24 protein-coding genes are annotated in these 16,103 nt (G+C 46.6%); 10 read left to right on the forward strand and 14 right to left on the reverse strand.

Annotated features, from left to right (window positions below; genetic code table 11):
- Nucleotides 1-14: 14 nt before the first annotated feature.
- The gene (locus tag MGMO_RS09205) at nt 15-1,028 is read left to right on the forward strand and encodes a DNA-directed RNA polymerase subunit alpha (protein ID WP_023494782.1); all 1,014 of its coding nucleotides are present in this window, start codon (nt 15-17) and stop codon (nt 1,026-1,028) included.
- Nucleotides 1,029-1,042: 14 nt separating this feature from the next.
- Nucleotides 1,043-1,411: a 50S ribosomal protein L17 gene (rplQ, locus tag MGMO_RS09210; RefSeq protein WP_023494783.1), complete on the forward strand. Its 369-nt coding sequence runs from the start codon at nt 1,043-1,045 to the stop codon at nt 1,409-1,411.
- Between the two features lie 69 nt (nt 1,412-1,480).
- On the opposite strand, the gene fdxA is transcribed toward rplQ, so the two are convergent.
- The 4 genes from fdxA to MGMO_RS21100 form a co-directional block, all read right to left on the reverse strand.
- A complete protein-coding gene (fdxA, locus tag MGMO_RS09215; RefSeq protein ID WP_023494784.1) occupies nt 1,481-1,804 on the reverse strand; it encodes a ferredoxin FdxA in 324 nt (107 codons plus the stop codon).
- Nucleotides 1,805-1,947: 143 nt separating this feature from the next.
- Nucleotides 1,948-2,634, reverse strand: a complete 687-nt coding sequence (locus tag MGMO_RS09220; protein ID WP_023494785.1) for a tetratricopeptide repeat protein — start codon at nt 2,632-2,634, stop codon at nt 1,948-1,950.
- A gap of 72 nt (nt 2,635-2,706) precedes the next feature.
- Nucleotides 2,707-3,183 (reverse strand): CYTH domain-containing protein, encoded by a 477-nt coding sequence (locus MGMO_RS09225; protein WP_036307344.1) that lies wholly within the window; start codon nt 3,181-3,183, stop codon nt 2,707-2,709.
- Nucleotides 3,184-3,193: 10 nt separating this feature from the next.
- The gene (locus MGMO_RS21100; RefSeq protein ID WP_082458332.1) at nt 3,194-3,427 is read right to left on the reverse strand and encodes a CDGSH iron-sulfur domain-containing protein; all 234 of its coding nucleotides are present in this window, start codon (nt 3,425-3,427) and stop codon (nt 3,194-3,196) included.
- A 116-nt stretch (nt 3,428-3,543) separates the two neighbouring features.
- On the opposite strand from MGMO_RS21100, the gene MGMO_RS09230 reads away from it, so the two are divergent.
- From MGMO_RS09230 to MGMO_RS09240, 3 genes are all read left to right on the forward strand, one after another.
- The gene (locus MGMO_RS09230; protein ID WP_023494787.1) at nt 3,544-4,698 is read left to right on the forward strand and encodes a glycosyltransferase; all 1,155 of its coding nucleotides are present in this window, start codon (nt 3,544-3,546) and stop codon (nt 4,696-4,698) included.
- Between the two features lie 204 nt (nt 4,699-4,902).
- Nucleotides 4,903-5,598, forward strand: a complete 696-nt coding sequence (locus MGMO_RS09235) for an SDR family oxidoreductase (RefSeq protein ID WP_023494788.1) — start codon at nt 4,903-4,905, stop codon at nt 5,596-5,598.
- A 6-nt stretch (nt 5,599-5,604) separates the two neighbouring features.
- Complete coding sequence (locus MGMO_RS09240; protein ID WP_023494789.1) at nt 5,605-6,123, forward strand: DUF3455 domain-containing protein; 519 nt, start codon at nt 5,605-5,607, stop codon at nt 6,121-6,123.
- Between the two features lie 11 nt (nt 6,124-6,134).
- Here the strand turns inward: MGMO_RS09240 and hda are convergent, their stop codons facing one another.
- From hda to arsC, 4 genes are all read right to left on the reverse strand, one after another.
- Nucleotides 6,135-6,836 (reverse strand): DnaA regulatory inactivator Hda, encoded by a 702-nt coding sequence (hda, locus tag MGMO_RS09245; RefSeq protein WP_023494790.1) that lies wholly within the window; start codon nt 6,834-6,836, stop codon nt 6,135-6,137.
- Complete coding sequence (locus MGMO_RS09250; RefSeq protein WP_023494791.1) at nt 6,837-7,190, reverse strand: DUF2069 domain-containing protein; 354 nt, start codon at nt 7,188-7,190, stop codon at nt 6,837-6,839. It lies immediately after the preceding gene.
- The gene (wrbA, locus tag MGMO_RS09255; protein ID WP_023494792.1) at nt 7,187-7,780 is read right to left on the reverse strand and encodes an NAD(P)H:quinone oxidoreductase; all 594 of its coding nucleotides are present in this window, start codon (nt 7,778-7,780) and stop codon (nt 7,187-7,189) included. Before wrbA ends, MGMO_RS09250 begins: the two co-directional genes overlap by 4 nt.
- A gap of 128 nt (nt 7,781-7,908) precedes the next feature.
- Entirely contained in the window at nt 7,909-8,256 is a 348-nt protein-coding gene (gene arsC / locus MGMO_RS09260; protein WP_023494793.1) for an arsenate reductase (glutaredoxin), read from the reverse strand.
- A gap of 98 nt (nt 8,257-8,354) precedes the next feature.
- Between arsC and ubiA the strand changes: the two genes are divergently transcribed.
- On the forward strand, nt 8,355-9,227 hold the full coding sequence (gene ubiA / locus MGMO_RS09265) for a 4-hydroxybenzoate octaprenyltransferase (protein WP_036307346.1): 873 nt from the start codon (nt 8,355-8,357) through the stop codon (nt 9,225-9,227).
- Here ubiA and MGMO_RS09270 read toward each other — a convergent pair.
- From MGMO_RS09270 to gcvH, 6 genes are all read right to left on the reverse strand, one after another.
- Entirely contained in the window at nt 9,220-9,714 is a 495-nt protein-coding gene (locus tag MGMO_RS09270; RefSeq protein WP_023494795.1) for an alpha/beta fold hydrolase, read from the reverse strand. The genes ubiA and MGMO_RS09270 overlap by 8 nt on opposite strands.
- A gap of 38 nt (nt 9,715-9,752) precedes the next feature.
- Nucleotides 9,753-10,628: a KPN_02809 family neutral zinc metallopeptidase gene (ypfJ, locus tag MGMO_RS09275; protein ID WP_023494796.1), complete on the reverse strand. Its 876-nt coding sequence runs from the start codon at nt 10,626-10,628 to the stop codon at nt 9,753-9,755.
- Between the two features lie 178 nt (nt 10,629-10,806).
- The gene (gene mazG / locus MGMO_RS09280; protein ID WP_023494797.1) at nt 10,807-11,610 is read right to left on the reverse strand and encodes a nucleoside triphosphate pyrophosphohydrolase; all 804 of its coding nucleotides are present in this window, start codon (nt 11,608-11,610) and stop codon (nt 10,807-10,809) included.
- A gap of 15 nt (nt 11,611-11,625) precedes the next feature.
- Nucleotides 11,626-12,558: a carbohydrate kinase family protein gene (locus MGMO_RS09285; protein WP_023494798.1), complete on the reverse strand. Its 933-nt coding sequence runs from the start codon at nt 12,556-12,558 to the stop codon at nt 11,626-11,628.
- Entirely contained in the window at nt 12,555-12,929 is a 375-nt protein-coding gene (locus MGMO_RS09290; protein ID WP_023494799.1) for a diacylglycerol kinase, read from the reverse strand. Before MGMO_RS09290 ends, MGMO_RS09285 begins: the two co-directional genes overlap by 4 nt.
- A 39-nt stretch (nt 12,930-12,968) precedes the next feature.
- Nucleotides 12,969-13,352 (reverse strand): glycine cleavage system protein GcvH, encoded by a 384-nt coding sequence (gcvH, locus tag MGMO_RS09295; RefSeq protein WP_023494800.1) that lies wholly within the window; start codon nt 13,350-13,352, stop codon nt 12,969-12,971.
- A 143-nt stretch (nt 13,353-13,495) separates the two neighbouring features.
- On the opposite strand from gcvH, the gene MGMO_RS09300 reads away from it, so the two are divergent.
- From MGMO_RS09300 to MGMO_RS09315, 4 genes are all read left to right on the forward strand, one after another.
- A complete protein-coding gene (locus MGMO_RS09300; RefSeq protein ID WP_023494801.1) occupies nt 13,496-14,530 on the forward strand; it encodes an efflux RND transporter periplasmic adaptor subunit in 1,035 nt (344 codons plus the stop codon).
- A gap of 179 nt (nt 14,531-14,709) precedes the next feature.
- On the forward strand, nt 14,710-15,114 hold the full coding sequence (locus MGMO_RS09305) for a 6-pyruvoyl trahydropterin synthase family protein (RefSeq protein WP_036307348.1): 405 nt from the start codon (nt 14,710-14,712) through the stop codon (nt 15,112-15,114).
- 9 nt (nt 15,115-15,123) lie between these two features.
- Nucleotides 15,124-15,552, forward strand: coding sequence for a DUF1249 domain-containing protein (locus tag MGMO_RS09310; RefSeq protein ID WP_023494803.1), 429 nt, complete (start codon nt 15,124-15,126; stop codon nt 15,550-15,552).
- Nucleotides 15,553-15,558: 6 nt separating this feature from the next.
- Entirely contained in the window at nt 15,559-15,993 is a 435-nt protein-coding gene (locus MGMO_RS09315) for a YcgN family cysteine cluster protein (RefSeq protein WP_023494804.1), read from the forward strand.
- The last annotated feature ends 110 nt before the right edge of the window (nt 15,994-16,103 follow it).

The raw sequence follows: 16,103 nt of genomic DNA on the forward strand, positions 1-16,103 counted from the left end.
TCTGAGGAATATACATGCAGAATTCTTTTGCTGGCTTGTTAAAGCCTCGGTTAGTTGAAGTCGTAAGCAAGACACCTAATCATTCACGTATTGTTATTGAACCTTTGGAAAGGGGGTTTGGGCACTCATTGGGTAATGCCCTGCGTAGGGTGTTGCTTTCCACTATCCCGGGTTGCGCTGTTACAGATGTTGAGATCGACGGTGTTCAACATGAATACACCACCATTGAAGGTGTTCAAGAAGACGTCATTGATATACTATTGAACCTGAAAAAGCTGGCTATCGTACTGCATTCAAGGGATGAAGTTGAGCTGACCCTCACCAAAAACGGTGAAGGTAGCGTGACTGCTGCAGATATTGCCCTGCCACATGATGTAGAAATTATAAACCCTGATTTGGTCATTGCAAATTTGACCCAATCCGGTGTTTTGAACATGAAACTCAGGGTGCGACGAGGTCGCGGTTATGAACCATTTAGCGTGCGTAAAACGAATTCAGATTATGTGCCTGTGGTTGGTGCCTTGCATTTAGATGCTTCTTACAGTCCAGTAGCCAAAGTTGCCTATCATGTTGAAAGTATGCGTGTTGAACAGCGGACCAACTTGGATAAATTAATTATCGAACTAGAAACAAACGGTACAGTTGATCCAGAGCAAACCATTAAATTGGCAGCAACTATATTGCATGACCAATTGTCCGTTTTTGTTGATTTTGAACGGGTTGTTCAACCACAAATAGAAGATGTATCAGTTACCGAAGATGAAATTGATCCGGTATTGCTGCGTCCAGTAGATGATCTAGAGTTGACTGTACGTTCGGCAAATTGCTTGAAAGCAGAGAACATATTTTATATTGGTGATTTAATCCAGCGGACTGAAGTCGAGTTATTGAAAACGCCAAACCTTGGCAAAAAATCGCTAACCGAAATAAAAGACATCTTAGCTTTGAAAGGCTTGTCGTTGGGTATGCGTCTTGATAACTGGCCACCAGAAAGCCTTGCTGACCAATCCCATACCATTACCCATTAGAAACAGGTTTAGCAATGAGACATCGTAAAAGCGGTAGACAATTAAATATGAATAGCAGCCATAGAAAGGCGCTATTCAGCAACATGGCTAACTCATTGTTTAAGAATGAGTTAATTAAGACGACATTACCAAAAGCAAAAGAATTACGCCGTGTGGCTGAACCGTTAATTACCTTATCAAAAGAAGATAGCGTAGCCAAACGTCGTCTCGCATTTGCAAGATTACGTGACCGTGACATGGTGACTAAATTATTTAACGAATTGGGGCCGCGTTACAAAAATCGCCCCGGTGGTTATCTTAGGATTATGAAATGCGGTTTTAGGCCGGGAGATGACGCGCCTATGGCATATGTTGAGTTGGTTGACAGGCCGACTCAGTCTTAATTGATGACTTAAAAGCATAAAAAAACCGGCATTGCCGGTTTTTTTATGCTTGTCGCCAGAAGGAAAGAGTTATTTTTCCAATAATTCTAATTTACCCGGTTTACCGTTCCAGTCATCAGCATCCGGCAAAGGTTTCGTTACTTCTGTGATGACAGGCCACAGCTTGGATAGCTCTGCATTCAGTTGAATAAATTGTTCTTGCCCTTCGGGTACTTCATCCTCAGCGAAGATGGCGTTGGCAGGGCATTCCGGTTCGCATAAGGTGCAATCGATGCACTCGTCAGGGTCGATCACCAAAAAATTGGGGCCTTGATGAAAGCAATCGACCGGACACACGTCCACACAGTCGGTGAATTTACATTTGATACAGTTTTCGGTGACTACAAAAGCCATTATTTTCTACCAGGATAAATTAAGGATTGTTTATATTTCAATTATTTTAGCAGAATTTAACAGCCTATAGAACAGAAAAGGCAGGTTATTTAAGCCTGCCTAATTTGCGAATTTTCGTTTTCTATAGCCGGAGCGTCTCGTTTTTATTTCAGGCTTGCAGAATTGAATAGCGACAAGAAAGCATTTTTTACGCCATTGATTTTACGGTTTTTGGTATTGGCGAGAGCGAGTTTTACTTCGTCTTTTAGCTTGTTGTCCGCGAAAAGCTGATCATCTCTGGACGGTGCCGATAACGCCTTCTCAAAATATATTTCAGCTTCTGTAGGGTGGTTATTCGCCCGTAGAAAATCGCCGTAAAAGTAATTGGCATCAATGCCATTTGGATTGATTTTAAGTGCAGCCTGGAACATTTGCTCTGCCTTTTCGGTATCGCCGAAAGCGATAGGCCATTTAGGAGCCATATAGTAGAGCGTGCCTAGTGTCACATAAGCCGAACCGTTCGCAGTTTGAGGGTTCATTTTAATGGACTGGAGCAATAAATCTCGTGACTTATGGATAGCATTCAAGGCAGTAAAACCATCTTGCAATTCGGCATTTGTAGCCAATATGACAGCTTGCCAAAAAAGCAGTTCAGAGGAATTCGGATGCTGCTCGGTTAATTTCGTGGCTTTTTTCAGCAAGGCATCATAAGCGCCTTCTTGGCTGCTTTTAGGTAGGGTGTAATAGATTGACGCCCACTCGGATTCGATTGCTTGAACAGAATTAGCCACGCCATCTGCATAGCATTGAAGTGAGAGTAGCAGTAATGCAACAAAAGTTGTTTTTTTCATACATTCACTATAGAACAATATTGGCTATTATTCAATAGGCTTCTGAAATATATGCTTATTAAGTCAAAATATTTATTTATTTCGCCAGTTTTTGTATGGGTTTATGGCCAAATTGTTGTTGTAATAACGCAAATCATGGGTGACTTCAGCACCTAACCAAGGCGGTTTCATGAAATGTTGCCCAGCTTCATGGAGTTCAATCTCTGCTACAACCAAACCTTGGTTATCGCCAGCAAACTCGTCAATTTCCCAAATATTGTTTTCATTGGGGACAAAATACCGTGTTTTTTCTATTAGCGGTTTATTGCACAGCATAGTGAGGATTTGCTCCGCATCGGCTAAAGGGATTTCATATTCAAATTCTAGCCTTTCTGTGCCGATGGTCGCACTTTTAATATTTAACCAGGCTTGAGTGTCGGCAATGCGTACCCGAATCGAACTGGTTGGCAGGGAGCTTAAATAACCTTGTTTGTAAGTGGCGGATTTTTGGATATGGTCGCGCCAACCTTCGTTAGCCACCAAAAATTTATGTTCGATTTCTAACGCCATGATTGTTTTTTCATTTTTTACATTGTTGCTGGTCGCAATAAGGGGGGGTACGGGTTTCAGAACAACCGCATAAAGCAATAGTTCCCGTTGTGCCGGCATAAAATTTCACTGATTTCTTGCTCGATTTTTCTCTGTGGGAATGGTCACATAACGGCATGCTTTGGCTATAGCCGCAACTGCACCATGAATAACGCTGCCCAATTTGTACCTCAAGTGGTAATGGATTGTTAGTTTTTGTAGTCATTGTGTATTTATCGTATGATAGCTATATATAGTTATATATAAATTGATTTTAATGCTGATCAATATTCTATAACGGATTTTAAATCGTACTGAAACATTAGTGATATTTTCGGTGACATGCCGCGTATTGTTTGGATCAACAAAAGCGATTGGCTAAAGCCAGGGCCCATCGTTTACATGGGTTTGCTCAATGCGCTGGCGTTCGTTCAGATGGGTTTGCCTACCGATTATTTTATAGGGGCAGGGCCTGATTCCGATACGAATGAAGATTTGGCCGATTTTTACGGGCAGCAACCCCATGATTTGCTTGCCATCCATCGCATCAAGGATCAAAAGCGTGGGCAGCGCCGCGTTTATAGCGTTGCTTTGGAAAACTTGGCGGCTTATTGCAGCCGAGGCGAAAAGGTCGTGGTGCTTACGCGAGAAATAGGCGCGTTATCTCTGTTATTAAGGCTCAAAGCAAAGTACCCCAAATTAAAAGTGCTGTACGAGGCGCATGATTATTATTTGACGACTCGGTATCTTAAAAAGCAAGGCCTTTCCATTTCGGATTTGCGTAGGTGCTGGTCGGAATGGATGTTGATACCAAAAACAGACGGCTTGATTTGTCTTACTGAGCATCAACGCGCTTTATACCAACAAGGTTTCCCGAAATTACCTATTATTGCGCTTCCTTTGGGCTGTTTGACACCTACGAAAAAATCAACGTTAGAGCAACGCAGATTACACAGGCGCATCGTTTATATTGGGCATTTGCACCATTTCAAAGGTGTGGAACTGATATTTGACTTGGCGGGGCGGTTAAAGCACGGCAATGTTCAATTGCAAAGTTTTGGCGGCAATGCGGATGAGATAAGGTCCTTACAAAACAAGGCTGAGCAGGAAGGGCTGGGGGAGGTATTACAATTTAAGCCTTTTATCAGCCCTAAGTCGTTGCATGAGATTCTGGACAATGAAATCAGTTTGGGTTTGATGCCGCTGCTGGACACGTTTTATAACCGATACTTGACTTGCCCTGTCAAGGCATTGGACTTTCTTGCGCATGGTCTACCAGTGCTTGCCAGCGATTTGCCCAGCACACGGGGCGTGTTGTGTGAGGCTGGGTTTTATTGCTCCAGTAAAAGTGTGACTGACTTTGCCCGTAACGCACTTATGCTGCTGGATGACCCGGCACTATATGAATCGGCAAGTGCGGTCAGTTATGGCAGGCGGGACGAATTGCAGTGGCAGTTACGCGCACAAGCCATATTGGATTTTGTCGAAAAGGGTTAATCAAGCAAACAGAATCCAATCTATCTCGATTTGACGTCGTGTATTCCGAGTAGCCACCCAAGCTTATGCAATCGGATAAGCTGGAGTACAATTGCGTGGCGGCGAATAAGCATTTTTAAAGCAGGGAAAAAGGTTATTGCCATGCTGCATTCCATCCGGTGTTTAAGCTATCGGTTTGTTTAGGAAAACAGGAGAGAATCAACCATGCCATCAGTTTTAATTACCGGGGCCAATCGCGGCTTAGGGTTAGAGTTTTGTCGCCAATATGCCGATGCAGGTTGGAAAGTTATTGCTTGTTGTCGCAATCCAGCACAAGCTGAGGCATTAAATGCGTTGCGCCAATCTCACGACTTTGTACAGATTGAAGCATTGGATGTGGCAGATTTCGGTCAAATCGACGATTTGTCGAAAACATTGCTGGATGCCTCCATTGATGTGTTAATCAATAATGCGGGCGTTTATGATGACCAGCGCGGCAATGGTTTTGGGCAATTGGATTATCAGGCTTGGCAGCACTCTCTACTAATCAACACGTTAGCTCCTGTGAAAATGGCGGAATCTTTTTCGCCCCAAATCAAGCGTAGCGGTAAAAAATTGATCGTCAATATTAGTAGCCTGATGGGCAGCCTTGCCGATAACGGCAGTGGCGGCAGCATTTTGTATCGTTCAAGCAAGGCGGCGTTAAATGCGTCAATGAAAAGCTTATCGATTGACTTAATGAATCAAAATATCGGCGTATTAATCCTTCACCCAGGCTGGGTACAAACCGATATGGGCGGCGCAAATGCCTTGATCGACAGCAAGACCAGCGTAAGTGGTATGCGCGCCGTGATAGACGGTTTTACCCTGGCGCAATCCGGCGCTTTTATTAAATATGACGGCACCCCCATGCCTTGGTAGATAAAAATGTTCAATAAGTTGGTTTACTCAATTTTTTTCTTATTACAGTCTTTTTTCGTTGTCGTCAGTGCGGGCGATGTGACGATCCCAGGCGCAATCGAAGTGCCAGGGGGAAATAGTGCGTATTTGACGGTCCATGCCAAAGGCGACCAGATTTTCCATTGCACTCTCAAAACGGGTGAATATTCCTGGAAATGGTATGCGCCTGAAGCAAAGCTATACGATACGCAAAACCAAGCCTTGGTCGGCAGTCACGGCGCGGGTCCAAGTTGGACGCACAAAGATGGCAGCAGCGTTAAGGCGAAGGGCGTCCAGAAAATCGATGCGCCCGATAAGTCGGCTGCACCTTGGTTGTTGCTTGAAGCCATAGAACATGAGGGCGATGGCTTACTGGCCCAAACCAATTATATTCAACGCATCAATACCCAAGGCGGGGTTGCCCCATCATCCGGTTGTGATGCCAATCATCTCGGATCGGAGAAGCGTGTTCCCTATAGCGCTGATTATAACTTCTACCGCAAATAACGGTCGCTAGGCTATTTGCCGTCCCGTTCCAACACTTGCTTCAAAAATGGAATAGTCAACTTGCGCTGGGCGGCCAATGACGCCTTGTCCAATTCGTCAAACATTGGCCACAAAGATGACAAATTCCTGTCGTAATGGGTCAGCAGGAATCGTGCGACTTGTGGTGTAATGTCAAAGCCCATTTGTTGCGCTTTATGGGTCAACGCGGCGATTTTGTCATTATCGTCCAGGGGCTGAATTTTTATCGACAATCCCCAGTTGATACGGGTTTGCAGGTCAGCCAAGGTGAAGGCCAGGGCGTTGGGCGGACGGGTTGCGGATAGGACCAGCCTGTGGTTGCGGTCACGATGGTGATTAAAAAAATTAAAAAAGGCCAATTCCCAATCGGCAAGCCCCATTAATGCCTCAATATTGTCCAGGCAAACAAGCTCGAACGCTTCAAGTCCGTTCAGTAACTCGGGTTCGCTTGAAATGGAAGTTGATAAATCCAAGTAAAAGGCACGGATGCCTTGGTTGAATGCATCCTGGCAGCAAGCCTGCAATAAATGGCTTTTGCCATGACCCTTGTCGCCCCAAAGGAAAATAAGTTGTTCGCCTGCGCCTGCAACCGATTTCCTTAATTGGACGATAATTTCCTGGTTGCTGCCGGGACAAAAATCGTCAAATGTTTGGTTGGACCTGAATTCAAATGTTACGGGTAGCTGTTCAGCCATTCAGGCGCGGGTTCCCGATAACCGTATGTAAAAAGTCGCGCCAAAAAAAATCATCAGGCTTAACAGGATTTCCAGCAAGGCGAATTGCCTTGTGTTTGCGTTGGCATAAGCTTCAGAACAGCCGTGCATAAAATAGATAAGGCTAATATAAGCGAGCCACGCGCAACTTTTTAGGCGACCCTCCAAAAATCCGCGCATGGGCAATAACAGGGGGGTAATCGTGAGGATTAACATGAAAGCCACAGGTAATTCGGACGCAGGCGTAAGGATCGTATTCCACAGCATCAACAAAGCGAACAATCCAAAAAAACCGACTAAAGCAATACGATAAGGGAAGTCGGATGCAATTTTCATGTGCCTTGTTTTAACAGCAACGCGGTTTTTGCCAGGCGTGCACCTAATGCCAAGCACAGCGCTTTTTCCTGCTCGGTGATGGGCAGATCTTCCGATGTGACTCGGCTAGGCCCGTAAGGCGTCCCTCCTGATGTGGTTTCGCGTAGGGCATTTTCCGAATAAGGCAAACCGAGAGTTACCATCCCGTGATGCAATAATGGCAACATCATCGACAATAAAGTGGTTTCCTGTCCGCCGTGCATACTGCCCGTAGACGTAAATACCCCGGCAGGTTTGCCTGAAAGCGCACCGGAAAACCAGAGTTCAGTCGTGCCGTCGAGAAAGTATTTTAACGGTGCCGCCATATTGCCGAAGCGGGTAGGGCTGCCTAATGCGAGGCCATCACAGCCCTTTAAATCTTCTAATGTAGCGTAAATTGCGCCTTCGGCTGGAATAGTGCTGGCGGTTTTTTCGCACACGGCGGAAACATCGGGGACTGTCCTAAGCACGGCTTCCGCGCCTTTGACAGATTCAACGCCGCGCGCAATAAGGTGAGCCATTTCTGCTGTTGAGCCGTCGCGGGAGTAAAAAAGGATCAAGATTTTTACCATAATTATTTGAAATGGTTCCGATGATTAAAGGAATCTCTGGTCGCGCCCTTCGATAGGCTCAGGGCGAAAGTAATCATTCTGTTCATGGGGGGGGCGAACCATGAATGGAATCATAAGTTCATCGATTGTTAAAGGATGCCAAGCACATTTTCCGGTGGACGACCAACCGCCGCCTTGCCATTGGCGACTACAATGGGACGTTCAATCAAGATAGGATGGCTGACCATGCCGTTGATTAAGGCTTGGGTATCCAATGCACTGTTGTCCAAGCCGTTGGCCTTATATTCGGCTTCCTGTTTACGCATTAAAGCGCGGGGTTCGATACCCAGTTTTTCCAGAATATCAGCCAATTCGGCAGGGCTGGGCGGTGTCTTCAAGTATTCAATGACTTCCGGTTCAATGCCTTTGTCTTTCAGTAATTGCAGGGTTTGCCGTGATTTCGTGCAACGTGGGTTGTGGTAAATTTTTACGGACATAGTGATCCACCTGTTCAAAACGAATATCAATCAATCTTCAATATGAGCGATTATAATAGCATTCTCACCTATCCTGGATTTTTATTGTGGCAATAACTATCACCAAAGAACGGCTATTAGACCGTGCCAAGCAATACGGCTTATTGGCACGGCTGGATCGGCCTATCGGCATCCTTATCCTGCTTTGGCCTGCGCTTTGGGCCTTATGGATAGCTAGCGGGGGCAAGCCTGACCCATTGGTGTTGACCGTGTTCTGCCTGGGCGTGGTGTTGATGCGGTCGGCGGGTTGCGTCATCAACGACTATGCCGACCGCGAATTTGACCCGCACGTGGAACGCACCAAACTAAGGCCAATCGCATCCGGCAAAGTCCAGGCTAAAGAAGCGTTGGTCGTTTTCGTCACGCTATGCCTGTGTGCATTCGGACTGGTTTTATTGTTGAATACGTACACTATTTTATTGTCCTTCGGAGGGGCGTTTTTAGCGGCCAGTTATCCTTTTATGAAGCGGTATACGCAGTTGCCGCAAGCCTATCTGGGCATAGCCTTTGGTTGGGCGGTGCCGATGGCGTTTGCAGCCCAACAAAACCAACTTCCTGCCGTAGCCTGGGTCATGTATTTGGCGGTGGTGTTATGGGCATTGGTGTACGATACCATGTACGCGATGGTCGATAAGGATGACGATTTGAAGATCGGCGTTAAATCTACTGCCATCCTGTTTGGTGATTTCGACCGCCACATCATGGCGGCATTGCAGTTGGTGATTATCGGCTTATTGATGACAGTTGGATTGATGCAGCAATTAAGCTGGCCTTATTATCTGGGCTTAACGGTAGCGACCGGATTGTCCGTTTATCAGCAGGGTTTGATTTTCCGTCGGGACAAGAAACGATGTTTCCAGGCGTTCTTAAATAATAACTGGTTTGGTTTGGCGGTGTTTGCGGGGATTTTTTTGGAATATGGCATTAAATAACGGATAAAAAACGATCAAACTCATTCCGCAACAAAGGTATTTGGCTCATCAAACGGTGGCCGTCATCGAGCATTAACAGGCGACAACGGTACTGCTGGCAGAATCTCCAGGCGTTTTCAGGGGGTACGATGTCATCCTGCCAGCCGTGGAATACCCAGGTCTGTCCTAACGGCTTGAATTCATGTCGCAGATAATCCGGTAAGTAGAAAGCAGGCGCTAATAAGAAAAGCCCCGATACAGGAAGGGTTTCCGCAGCAACGGTTGCTACATAAGCGCCCATGCTGGAGCCGATCAGAACGATTTTGGAATAGTTCGAGAAATCCATCGCCAGCAGTTGCTTAACCCGTTCATCTGGATTTATTTCATCCCGATAATCAGGGCTTTCCATCTTGTAACCATGACGTTTGGCAACGTCGGCAAAAGCCAGCGTTTTTTCTCCCCAAGGAGTGCTATCTTTGCCGTGGTTGTAAATGACCAGTTTGTTCATGATTTTTGGTGATTCTGTTTGTCTGTTAAAGACAGCAATTATAAGTTATTCGCCTTAAACGTATCACATTGGCCCAAATCCCCCGTTTGCGCACCAACGGTAAACCAGCGCATCCGTTGTGCCGATGAGCCGTGGGTAAAGGACTCCGGCACCACATAACCCTGCGATTGTTTCTGCAAACGGTCATCGCCAACGCCACTGGCAGCACCCAACGCTTCTTCAAGGTCGCCGGGTTCCAGGATCTTGCGGAATTGATTGGCCTTATTTGCCCAAACACCTGCAAAGCAGTCAGCCTGCAATTCCATCCGCACTTGTAATTGCTTGCCTCGAGTTTCACCGGCGCGTTGCTGGGCGGTTTGCACTTGGCTGGCTATGCCCAGTAGGTTTTGGACGTGATGTCCAACTTCATGGGCGACCACGTACGCTTGGGCGAAATCGCCCGGCGCATCGTACTGTGAGGAAAGGTCATTGAAAAAACTCATGTCGAGATAAAGCTTACGGTCGCCAGGACAATAGAACGGCCCCATCGCCGATTGTGCGTAGCCACAGGCAGATTCTACCTGGCCGCTGAAAAGCACCAGTTTCGGGTCTTCGTAATGGCGGCCTAGTTGTTGGAATATAGCTCCCCATGTGTCTTCGGTGTCCGCCAAAACCACTGACATGAATTTCTTTGTCCGTTCATCCTCAGGGCTGGATTGAATGGCCCCTCCGGTTTGCGACGGCGCTAAACTGGACAATTGGCCTATGGTATTTATTACGACCCTGGGGTCAACGCCTAACAAAAGGGCGACCACGGCAGCCGCAACCATTCCTAAGCCGCCGCCCGGAAATCCAGTGCTACCCAGGCCTCTGCCTAACCCCGAACTACGGCGGTCTTCGATATTCTCACTTTCCCGTCCATCGTCCTGGCGCATAAAATTACCTCGTGGTATTTATTTGGGGTTGACCAAAGTGACTTGATAAAAGTATTTTTTGGTTAAGAAAAATAAATCTTGCTGTTTTAGTATGCAATGAATTGGCTTAAGAAAGCACGGGTAAGCCTCCAGATAAGTTCGGGGTGGGAGGAGCGCTTTGATTCCGTTCCTCAGTATCCTATAGACAAATTTTAAGCGCCTCTTTCGCTTCATCCCAGTACGCATCAAGCTCCGAGAGTTGACAGTCCCTTAAGTCGCGACCTGTAGATTCGACTCGCTGTTCTATGTATTGAAAACGACGGGAGAATTTTTTGGTGCTGTGCTTGAGTGCTAATTCAGGGTTAATTTTTAAGTGACGCGCCAAATTAACTGTCACCAATAACAGGTCGCCGATTTCTTCCTCGATGTGGGCTTGGTTGCCTGAAGCCCAGGCTTCTTTGACTTCATCCAGTTCTTCTTGCACCTTATCGAAAACGGGCTCGATAGTCGCCCAGTCAAAGCCAAAGTTGGCGGCACGATTTTGGATTTTCTCGCATTCGAGTAGGGCAGGGAGGCTACCCGCAACGCCGTCCAATACGCTAAGTTGAACGGAAGCCTTGTTTTTTTCTTGGCGTTCGTCCGCTTTGGCCTGTTCCCAGGCTTGATGGCGTTCTTCATCGCTTGCATAAACGGCATCTGCAAATACGTGGGGGTGTCGCCGAATCAATTTGTCACAAATGGTTTCCGAGACTTCTTCAAAAGTGAAGTGGTTACGTTCGGCAGCAATTTGTGCATGGAAGGCGACTTGCAGCAATAAATCCCCTAGCTCGGCGCGTAAATCATCCATGTCATTGCGCTCAATGGCATCGACAACTTCATACGCCTCTTCGATAACGTAAGGGATTAAGCTGCGAAAATCCTGTTTGATATCCCAAGCGCAACCATCTTCCGGTTGGCGCAATCGCGCCATGATATCTAAGAGTTGTTGGGTATTTTTTAGCATTCGGTGCCAAGGTTATCAAAAGGATGTGCCAAAATTTTCAAAATACCGTTGCTGGAAATCTTCCATAGAGAACGAATGGTTCTGGGTGCCATTATGTTCTATTTTTATGGCGCCCATCAATGAGGCAATGCGGCCTGTTGTTTCCCAAGGCAATCCGTTCATCAGGCCATATAAAAGCCCGGCACGATAAGCATCACCACAGCCGGTAGGGTCTACAATGCTTTTCGGTTTGGCGGCGCGAACATAGATGCACTCACCATCGGCATAGATTTTGGAGCCTTGGGCGCCCAATGTAATGATTAAGGCATCTACTTTTTTTGCGATTTCCTCAAGGGACAAGCCGGTACGTTCCTGCATCAGTTCGGATTCATAGTCATTTAAGGTTAACCAAGTCGCTTGCTCTATAAACTGCAATAGCTCGTCGCCGTTAAACATCGGCATGCCCTGGCCGGGATCAAAAATAAAAGGAATGTCGAGTTCCTTAAATTGTTTGGCGTGCAATAGCATGCCGTCCTTACCGTCTGGTGAGACGATTCCAATCCTGATGCCCCCATCAGTGGGGATTGAGTTGAGATGCGAATAATTCATTGCCCCAGGATGAAAAGCGGTAATCTGGTTACCGGCTTCATCCGTCGTTATATAAGCTTGCCCGGTGTAACTGTTGTCCTGAACTTTGATATATTCGCTAGATAAGCCGTTTTGCCCAAGCCATTGGGCATAAGGTTCAAAGTCGTGCCCAACTGTCGCCATGATCAATGCTTTCTCGCCCAGTAACTTCAGGTTAAAGGCGATATTGCCAGCACAGCCGCCATATTCGCGGCGCATGACCGGGACGAGGAAAGAAACGTTCAGGATGTGTACTTTTTCAGGCAGGATGTGATTTTCGAATTTGTCATGGAACACCATAATGGTGTCATACGCCATAGAACCACAGATTAACGCACTCATTGTATCCCCCGTAAAAATAAGATAGAACCCCAGGTTATTCCCGCCCACACCAGCGACAGCATGACGGCTGCAGAACCGATGTCTTTGGCTCGTCCCGACAGTTCATGATGTTCAAAGCCCACTCGGTCAACGACAGCCTCAACCGCTGAATTGAGCAGTTCGACCAATAGTACCAGCACCATGCTGCCGACTAGCAGAAGTTTTTCTATGATGGACTCGCCGAACCATAAGCCCAAAGGCGTGGTCACCAAAAACAGTAAGACTTCCTGCCTGAAGGCTTCTTCATGTTGCCAGGTTGCCTTGAAGCCGTAATAAGAAAATACACAGGCATTGAGGATACGTTTGATGCCTTTTACATTTTGGTTAGCCATTCGTCGTTACAATCATATTTTGTTAGGGGATGGGCATGCTCAGTCATTAATCAGGTTCTGGTATTCTGCGCCGCTCATGAGTTGGTCCAGATCCGTTAAGTCATCTGCTTTGATACAAAAAAGCCAAGCGCCATAAGCATCGTCATTGACCAATTCAGGCTCGTCGATAACGGCTGTATTGACAGCCAAAACCTCACCTGAAACGGGGCTGAACAAGTCCGATGCGGTCTTGACGGATTCTACGACGGCGCATTGTTCTTGTGCTGCCAGCTTTCGTCCCAATTCAGGCAGCTCGATGAAAACCAAGTCGCCTAATTCCTGCTGTGCAAAGTCGGTGATACCCACCCGGACGGTATTGTCATTTTCGAGTCGCGCCCATTCATGCGAAGGTGCGTATTTTAAGTCAGTCGGCAAATTCGTCATTTAAGTTTCCAACGGTTTGGGTTATGTTCTCTTCTCTTCTTGAGCTTTAGGTTAAAGCCCAGCTATCAGGGCAATAATTATTCTTTAAGCCCGTGGCTAGGCATTATACTTTAAGCGTCTTTTATTAACGACCTGTCTGTGACATGCATTTTCCTTACGGCAACAAAATTTCGCTGAAACCGATCCTGATTTTACTGGCGTGCTGTTTTTTTGCAGGTGCGAATGCGGGTGACGATGATGCCGTCGGTCAGGAAGCACAGGATAAGCATATAGGCATAGGCGGCCAGCCAATTGTGGTAATCGATAGCGTAGCACAAACAAAATCAGGTCTAAAGACTTTGCGGGTGAAAACTATCCAACACCAGGCAGAATTCGAGGCGATGGGTAAAGTCATCAGCATCCAGCCATTACTGGCACTAAAGGAGCGCTACCTGGTTGCCCAAGCCGAACTCAACGGTGCCAAATCTCGGTTGAAACAGTCAGGGCAAAGCCTTAAACGTCAGCAGGATTTATTTAGGCATGGTGTATCGGCCAAACGGTCTTTACAGGAACATGAGGCGTTGGGCTCAGCGGATCAAGCCTTGCTGGATGCCAGCTATGCACGGCATTTGGCGATAGCCAATGAAGCCCGGCTCTTGTGGGGTGAAACGCTGGCCCAATGGGTGTTGTCCGATAAGGCCGTTCAAGTGAATGATTTTTTATCGGGAGGGCGGCGGCTCTTGCAAATTACTTTGCCTGCCAATAAACAATTGACGAGCGAAATTGATACTATAGTAATAGAGCCATCCGGTCAGCGTAGCAAGGCCCGTTCTGCAACATTGATTTCCAGGTCTAGCCAAGCCGACAACACCCTACAAGGTCAAAGCTATTTTTTTCAGGCTAACGGTGATGACCTGAGTATCGGCATGAAAGTAACGGCCTGGATACCCGAACCAGGATTGGGGGAGAGCGGGGTTATCGTCCCGGAATCGGCATTGGTCTGGTACATGGATCAGGTTTATGTTTACATTAAGGTTGCCAAAGATAGGTTCGCCCGACGTGCCATCAAGAATATCGAGTCAGTTCCTGACGGCTATTTTGTAAAAGATGATATAAGGGCAAACGAGGAAATCGTAACAACAGGAGGGCAAATGTTACTGTCTGAGGAGTTACGGGGACGGATACCGGATGAAGATTGAATATTCAGCCTTTAAAAAAATTGAGCACCGACAATAAGGATTTTGAGGCATAATCGTCCATTTTTACGGGATATGCGTGAGTTGAAATTGATCCCCATTAGGTAATGATAAGCTGCGTCCGTTTGAATCCATCCAAATCCGAATGATCTGTGTCCCGTAACGAGTAGAAATTAATGACCATGTTCACCATCACTAAAGAAGTCTATTTTTGCTACGGTCACCGTCTGATGAACCATGCCGGCAAGTGCCGTAATTTGCACGGGCATAGCGTCAAGGCGGCTATCTCTGTCGTGCAGGAAACGTTGAACGAACAAGGCATGGTGTGTGATTTTGCCGACATCAGGGAGTGTGTTGAGACATATATTGACGGGCATTTGGACCACAATTTCCTGCTACATAAAGATGATCCACTTATCCCTGCGCTGAAAGCAAACAACGAACGCTTTTGTGCGCTGGATGAACATCCGACAGCGGAAGTCCTGAGCAAAATGATTTATCTGCACTTAAAGGAAAGCGGTTTTAATGTGTCCCAAGTGGTGCTGTGGGAAACGGCCAGTGCCTATGCTAGTTACAAGGAAGGTTAATCTACAATCATGAGCTTTTTAAACCCCATCAACAAATCCCTTTGCCTAGAGCAAGTTTGTGCGTCTAATTATGAAAAGCTATTCCGGTTAATTCCCGACCTGCGTGAAATCAAGGACAATGCCATTGGTTTGGCAAGCAATAATACGACCCTGCATCTACAAATTATCGAACAAACCGCCTATACACTGACCATCGAATTAAGTCATTGCTTTAACAAAAAAACAGATGAATTGTTGGAGCCTGCCGTCAGGATCAGGATTTACTTGGATGCCCAGTTGGCGGAAGCATTAAGCGACCACGCCAGGGCTAGCGTAAACCAGGTATTCAAAGATTTTGGCTTGTGCCGTGAAATCATGAACTACAAATGGCGGCTCAATTATTTTTTGCAAAAATGGCTAGACCATTGCCTGACTAAAAATTACCAATTCAACACCTAGTTGCTTATGGCACTGAATTTTTGGCAAACCAAAACGCTAACGGAAATGACCCATGACGAATGGGAATCTTTGTGCGACGGCTGCGGTAAGTGTTGTCTCCACAAGCTGGAGAACGAAGAGACGGGCGAGATTTGCTATACCAATGTCGCCTGCCGCTTGTTGAGCTTGAATACCTGTCGATGTACTCATTACCAGGAGCGCACCCAGTTAGTGCCGGCGTGTCTTGACCTCAGGCAACACGAAATCTCAGGATTTAGCTGGTTGCCGTCCACCTGCGCTTATCGTCTGCTTGCTGAAGGCGAAGATTTGCCTCTTTGGCATCCCTTGGTTTCCGGTAAGCCGGGCACTGTGGTTGATGCTGGCGTTTCCATCAGGAGTTTTGCGATTGCAGAATCGCAAGTCGATGACTTGGAAGATCATGTGATTAAGTGGTTAGAATAGCGGCTTATAGATTCGGCCTTTTAATGTCTGAACCGTTCGTGCTGAGCTTGTCGAAGCACACACCGCCTTTTGACAGGCTCAAGGCGAACGGAAACTTAATACTTCACAAG

The sequence above is a fragment of the Methyloglobulus morosus KoM1 genome (assembly GCF_000496735.2).
GTDB classification, from domain to species: Bacteria; Pseudomonadota; Gammaproteobacteria; order Methylococcales; family Methylomonadaceae; genus Methyloglobulus; species Methyloglobulus morosus.

What these genes read in the sequence shown, in the direction of transcription:
- hda (WP_023494790.1), bottom strand. Translation starts at nt 6,836, where the DNA reads ATGGCTGAACAGCTACCCGTAACATTTGAATTCAGGTCCAACCAAACA.
- MGMO_RS09205 (WP_023494782.1), top strand. Translation starts at nt 15, where the DNA reads ATGCAGAATTCTTTTGCTGGCTTGTTAAAGCCTCGGTTAGTTGAAGTC.
- MGMO_RS09240 (WP_023494789.1), top strand. Translation starts at nt 5,605, where the DNA reads ATGTTCAATAAGTTGGTTTACTCAATTTTTTTCTTATTACAGTCTTTT.
- MGMO_RS09250 (WP_023494791.1), bottom strand. Translation starts at nt 7,190, where the DNA reads ATGAAAATTGCATCCGACTTCCCTTATCGTATTGCTTTAGTCGGTTTT.
- gcvH (WP_023494800.1), bottom strand. Translation starts at nt 13,352, where the DNA reads ATGACGAATTTGCCGACTGACTTAAAATACGCACCTTCGCATGAATGG.
- MGMO_RS09310 (WP_023494803.1), top strand. Translation starts at nt 15,124, where the DNA reads ATGAGCTTTTTAAACCCCATCAACAAATCCCTTTGCCTAGAGCAAGTT.
- wrbA (WP_023494792.1), bottom strand. Translation starts at nt 7,780, where the DNA reads ATGGTAAAAATCTTGATCCTTTTTTACTCCCGCGACGGCTCAACAGCA.
- MGMO_RS09225 (WP_036307344.1), bottom strand. Translation starts at nt 3,183, where the DNA reads ATGGCGTTAGAAATCGAACATAAATTTTTGGTGGCTAACGAAGGTTGG.
- mazG (WP_023494797.1), bottom strand. Translation starts at nt 11,610, where the DNA reads ATGCTAAAAAATACCCAACAACTCTTAGATATCATGGCGCGATTGCGC.
- MGMO_RS21100 (WP_082458332.1), bottom strand. Translation starts at nt 3,427, where the DNA reads ATGACTACAAAAACTAACAATCCATTACCACTTGAGGTACAAATTGGG.
- MGMO_RS09300 (WP_023494801.1), top strand. Translation starts at nt 13,496, where the DNA reads ATGCATTTTCCTTACGGCAACAAAATTTCGCTGAAACCGATCCTGATT.
- MGMO_RS09220 (WP_023494785.1), bottom strand. Translation starts at nt 2,634, where the DNA reads ATGAAAAAAACAACTTTTGTTGCATTACTGCTACTCTCACTTCAATGC.
- MGMO_RS09305 (WP_036307348.1), top strand. Translation starts at nt 14,710, where the DNA reads ATGTTCACCATCACTAAAGAAGTCTATTTTTGCTACGGTCACCGTCTG.
- MGMO_RS09235 (WP_023494788.1), top strand. Translation starts at nt 4,903, where the DNA reads ATGCCATCAGTTTTAATTACCGGGGCCAATCGCGGCTTAGGGTTAGAG.
- MGMO_RS09270 (WP_023494795.1), bottom strand. Translation starts at nt 9,714, where the DNA reads ATGAACAAACTGGTCATTTACAACCACGGCAAAGATAGCACTCCTTGG.
- rplQ (WP_023494783.1), top strand. Translation starts at nt 1,043, where the DNA reads ATGAGACATCGTAAAAGCGGTAGACAATTAAATATGAATAGCAGCCAT.
- MGMO_RS09315 (WP_023494804.1), top strand. Translation starts at nt 15,559, where the DNA reads ATGGCACTGAATTTTTGGCAAACCAAAACGCTAACGGAAATGACCCAT.
- MGMO_RS09285 (WP_023494798.1), bottom strand. Translation starts at nt 12,558, where the DNA reads ATGAGTGCGTTAATCTGTGGTTCTATGGCGTATGACACCATTATGGTG.
- MGMO_RS09230 (WP_023494787.1), top strand. Translation starts at nt 3,544, where the DNA reads ATGCCGCGTATTGTTTGGATCAACAAAAGCGATTGGCTAAAGCCAGGG.
- MGMO_RS09290 (WP_023494799.1), bottom strand. Translation starts at nt 12,929, where the DNA reads ATGGCTAACCAAAATGTAAAAGGCATCAAACGTATCCTCAATGCCTGT.
- ypfJ (WP_023494796.1), bottom strand. Translation starts at nt 10,628, where the DNA reads ATGCGCCAGGACGATGGACGGGAAAGTGAGAATATCGAAGACCGCCGT.
- fdxA (WP_023494784.1), bottom strand. Translation starts at nt 1,804, where the DNA reads ATGGCTTTTGTAGTCACCGAAAACTGTATCAAATGTAAATTCACCGAC.
- arsC (WP_023494793.1), bottom strand. Translation starts at nt 8,256, where the DNA reads ATGTCCGTAAAAATTTACCACAACCCACGTTGCACGAAATCACGGCAA.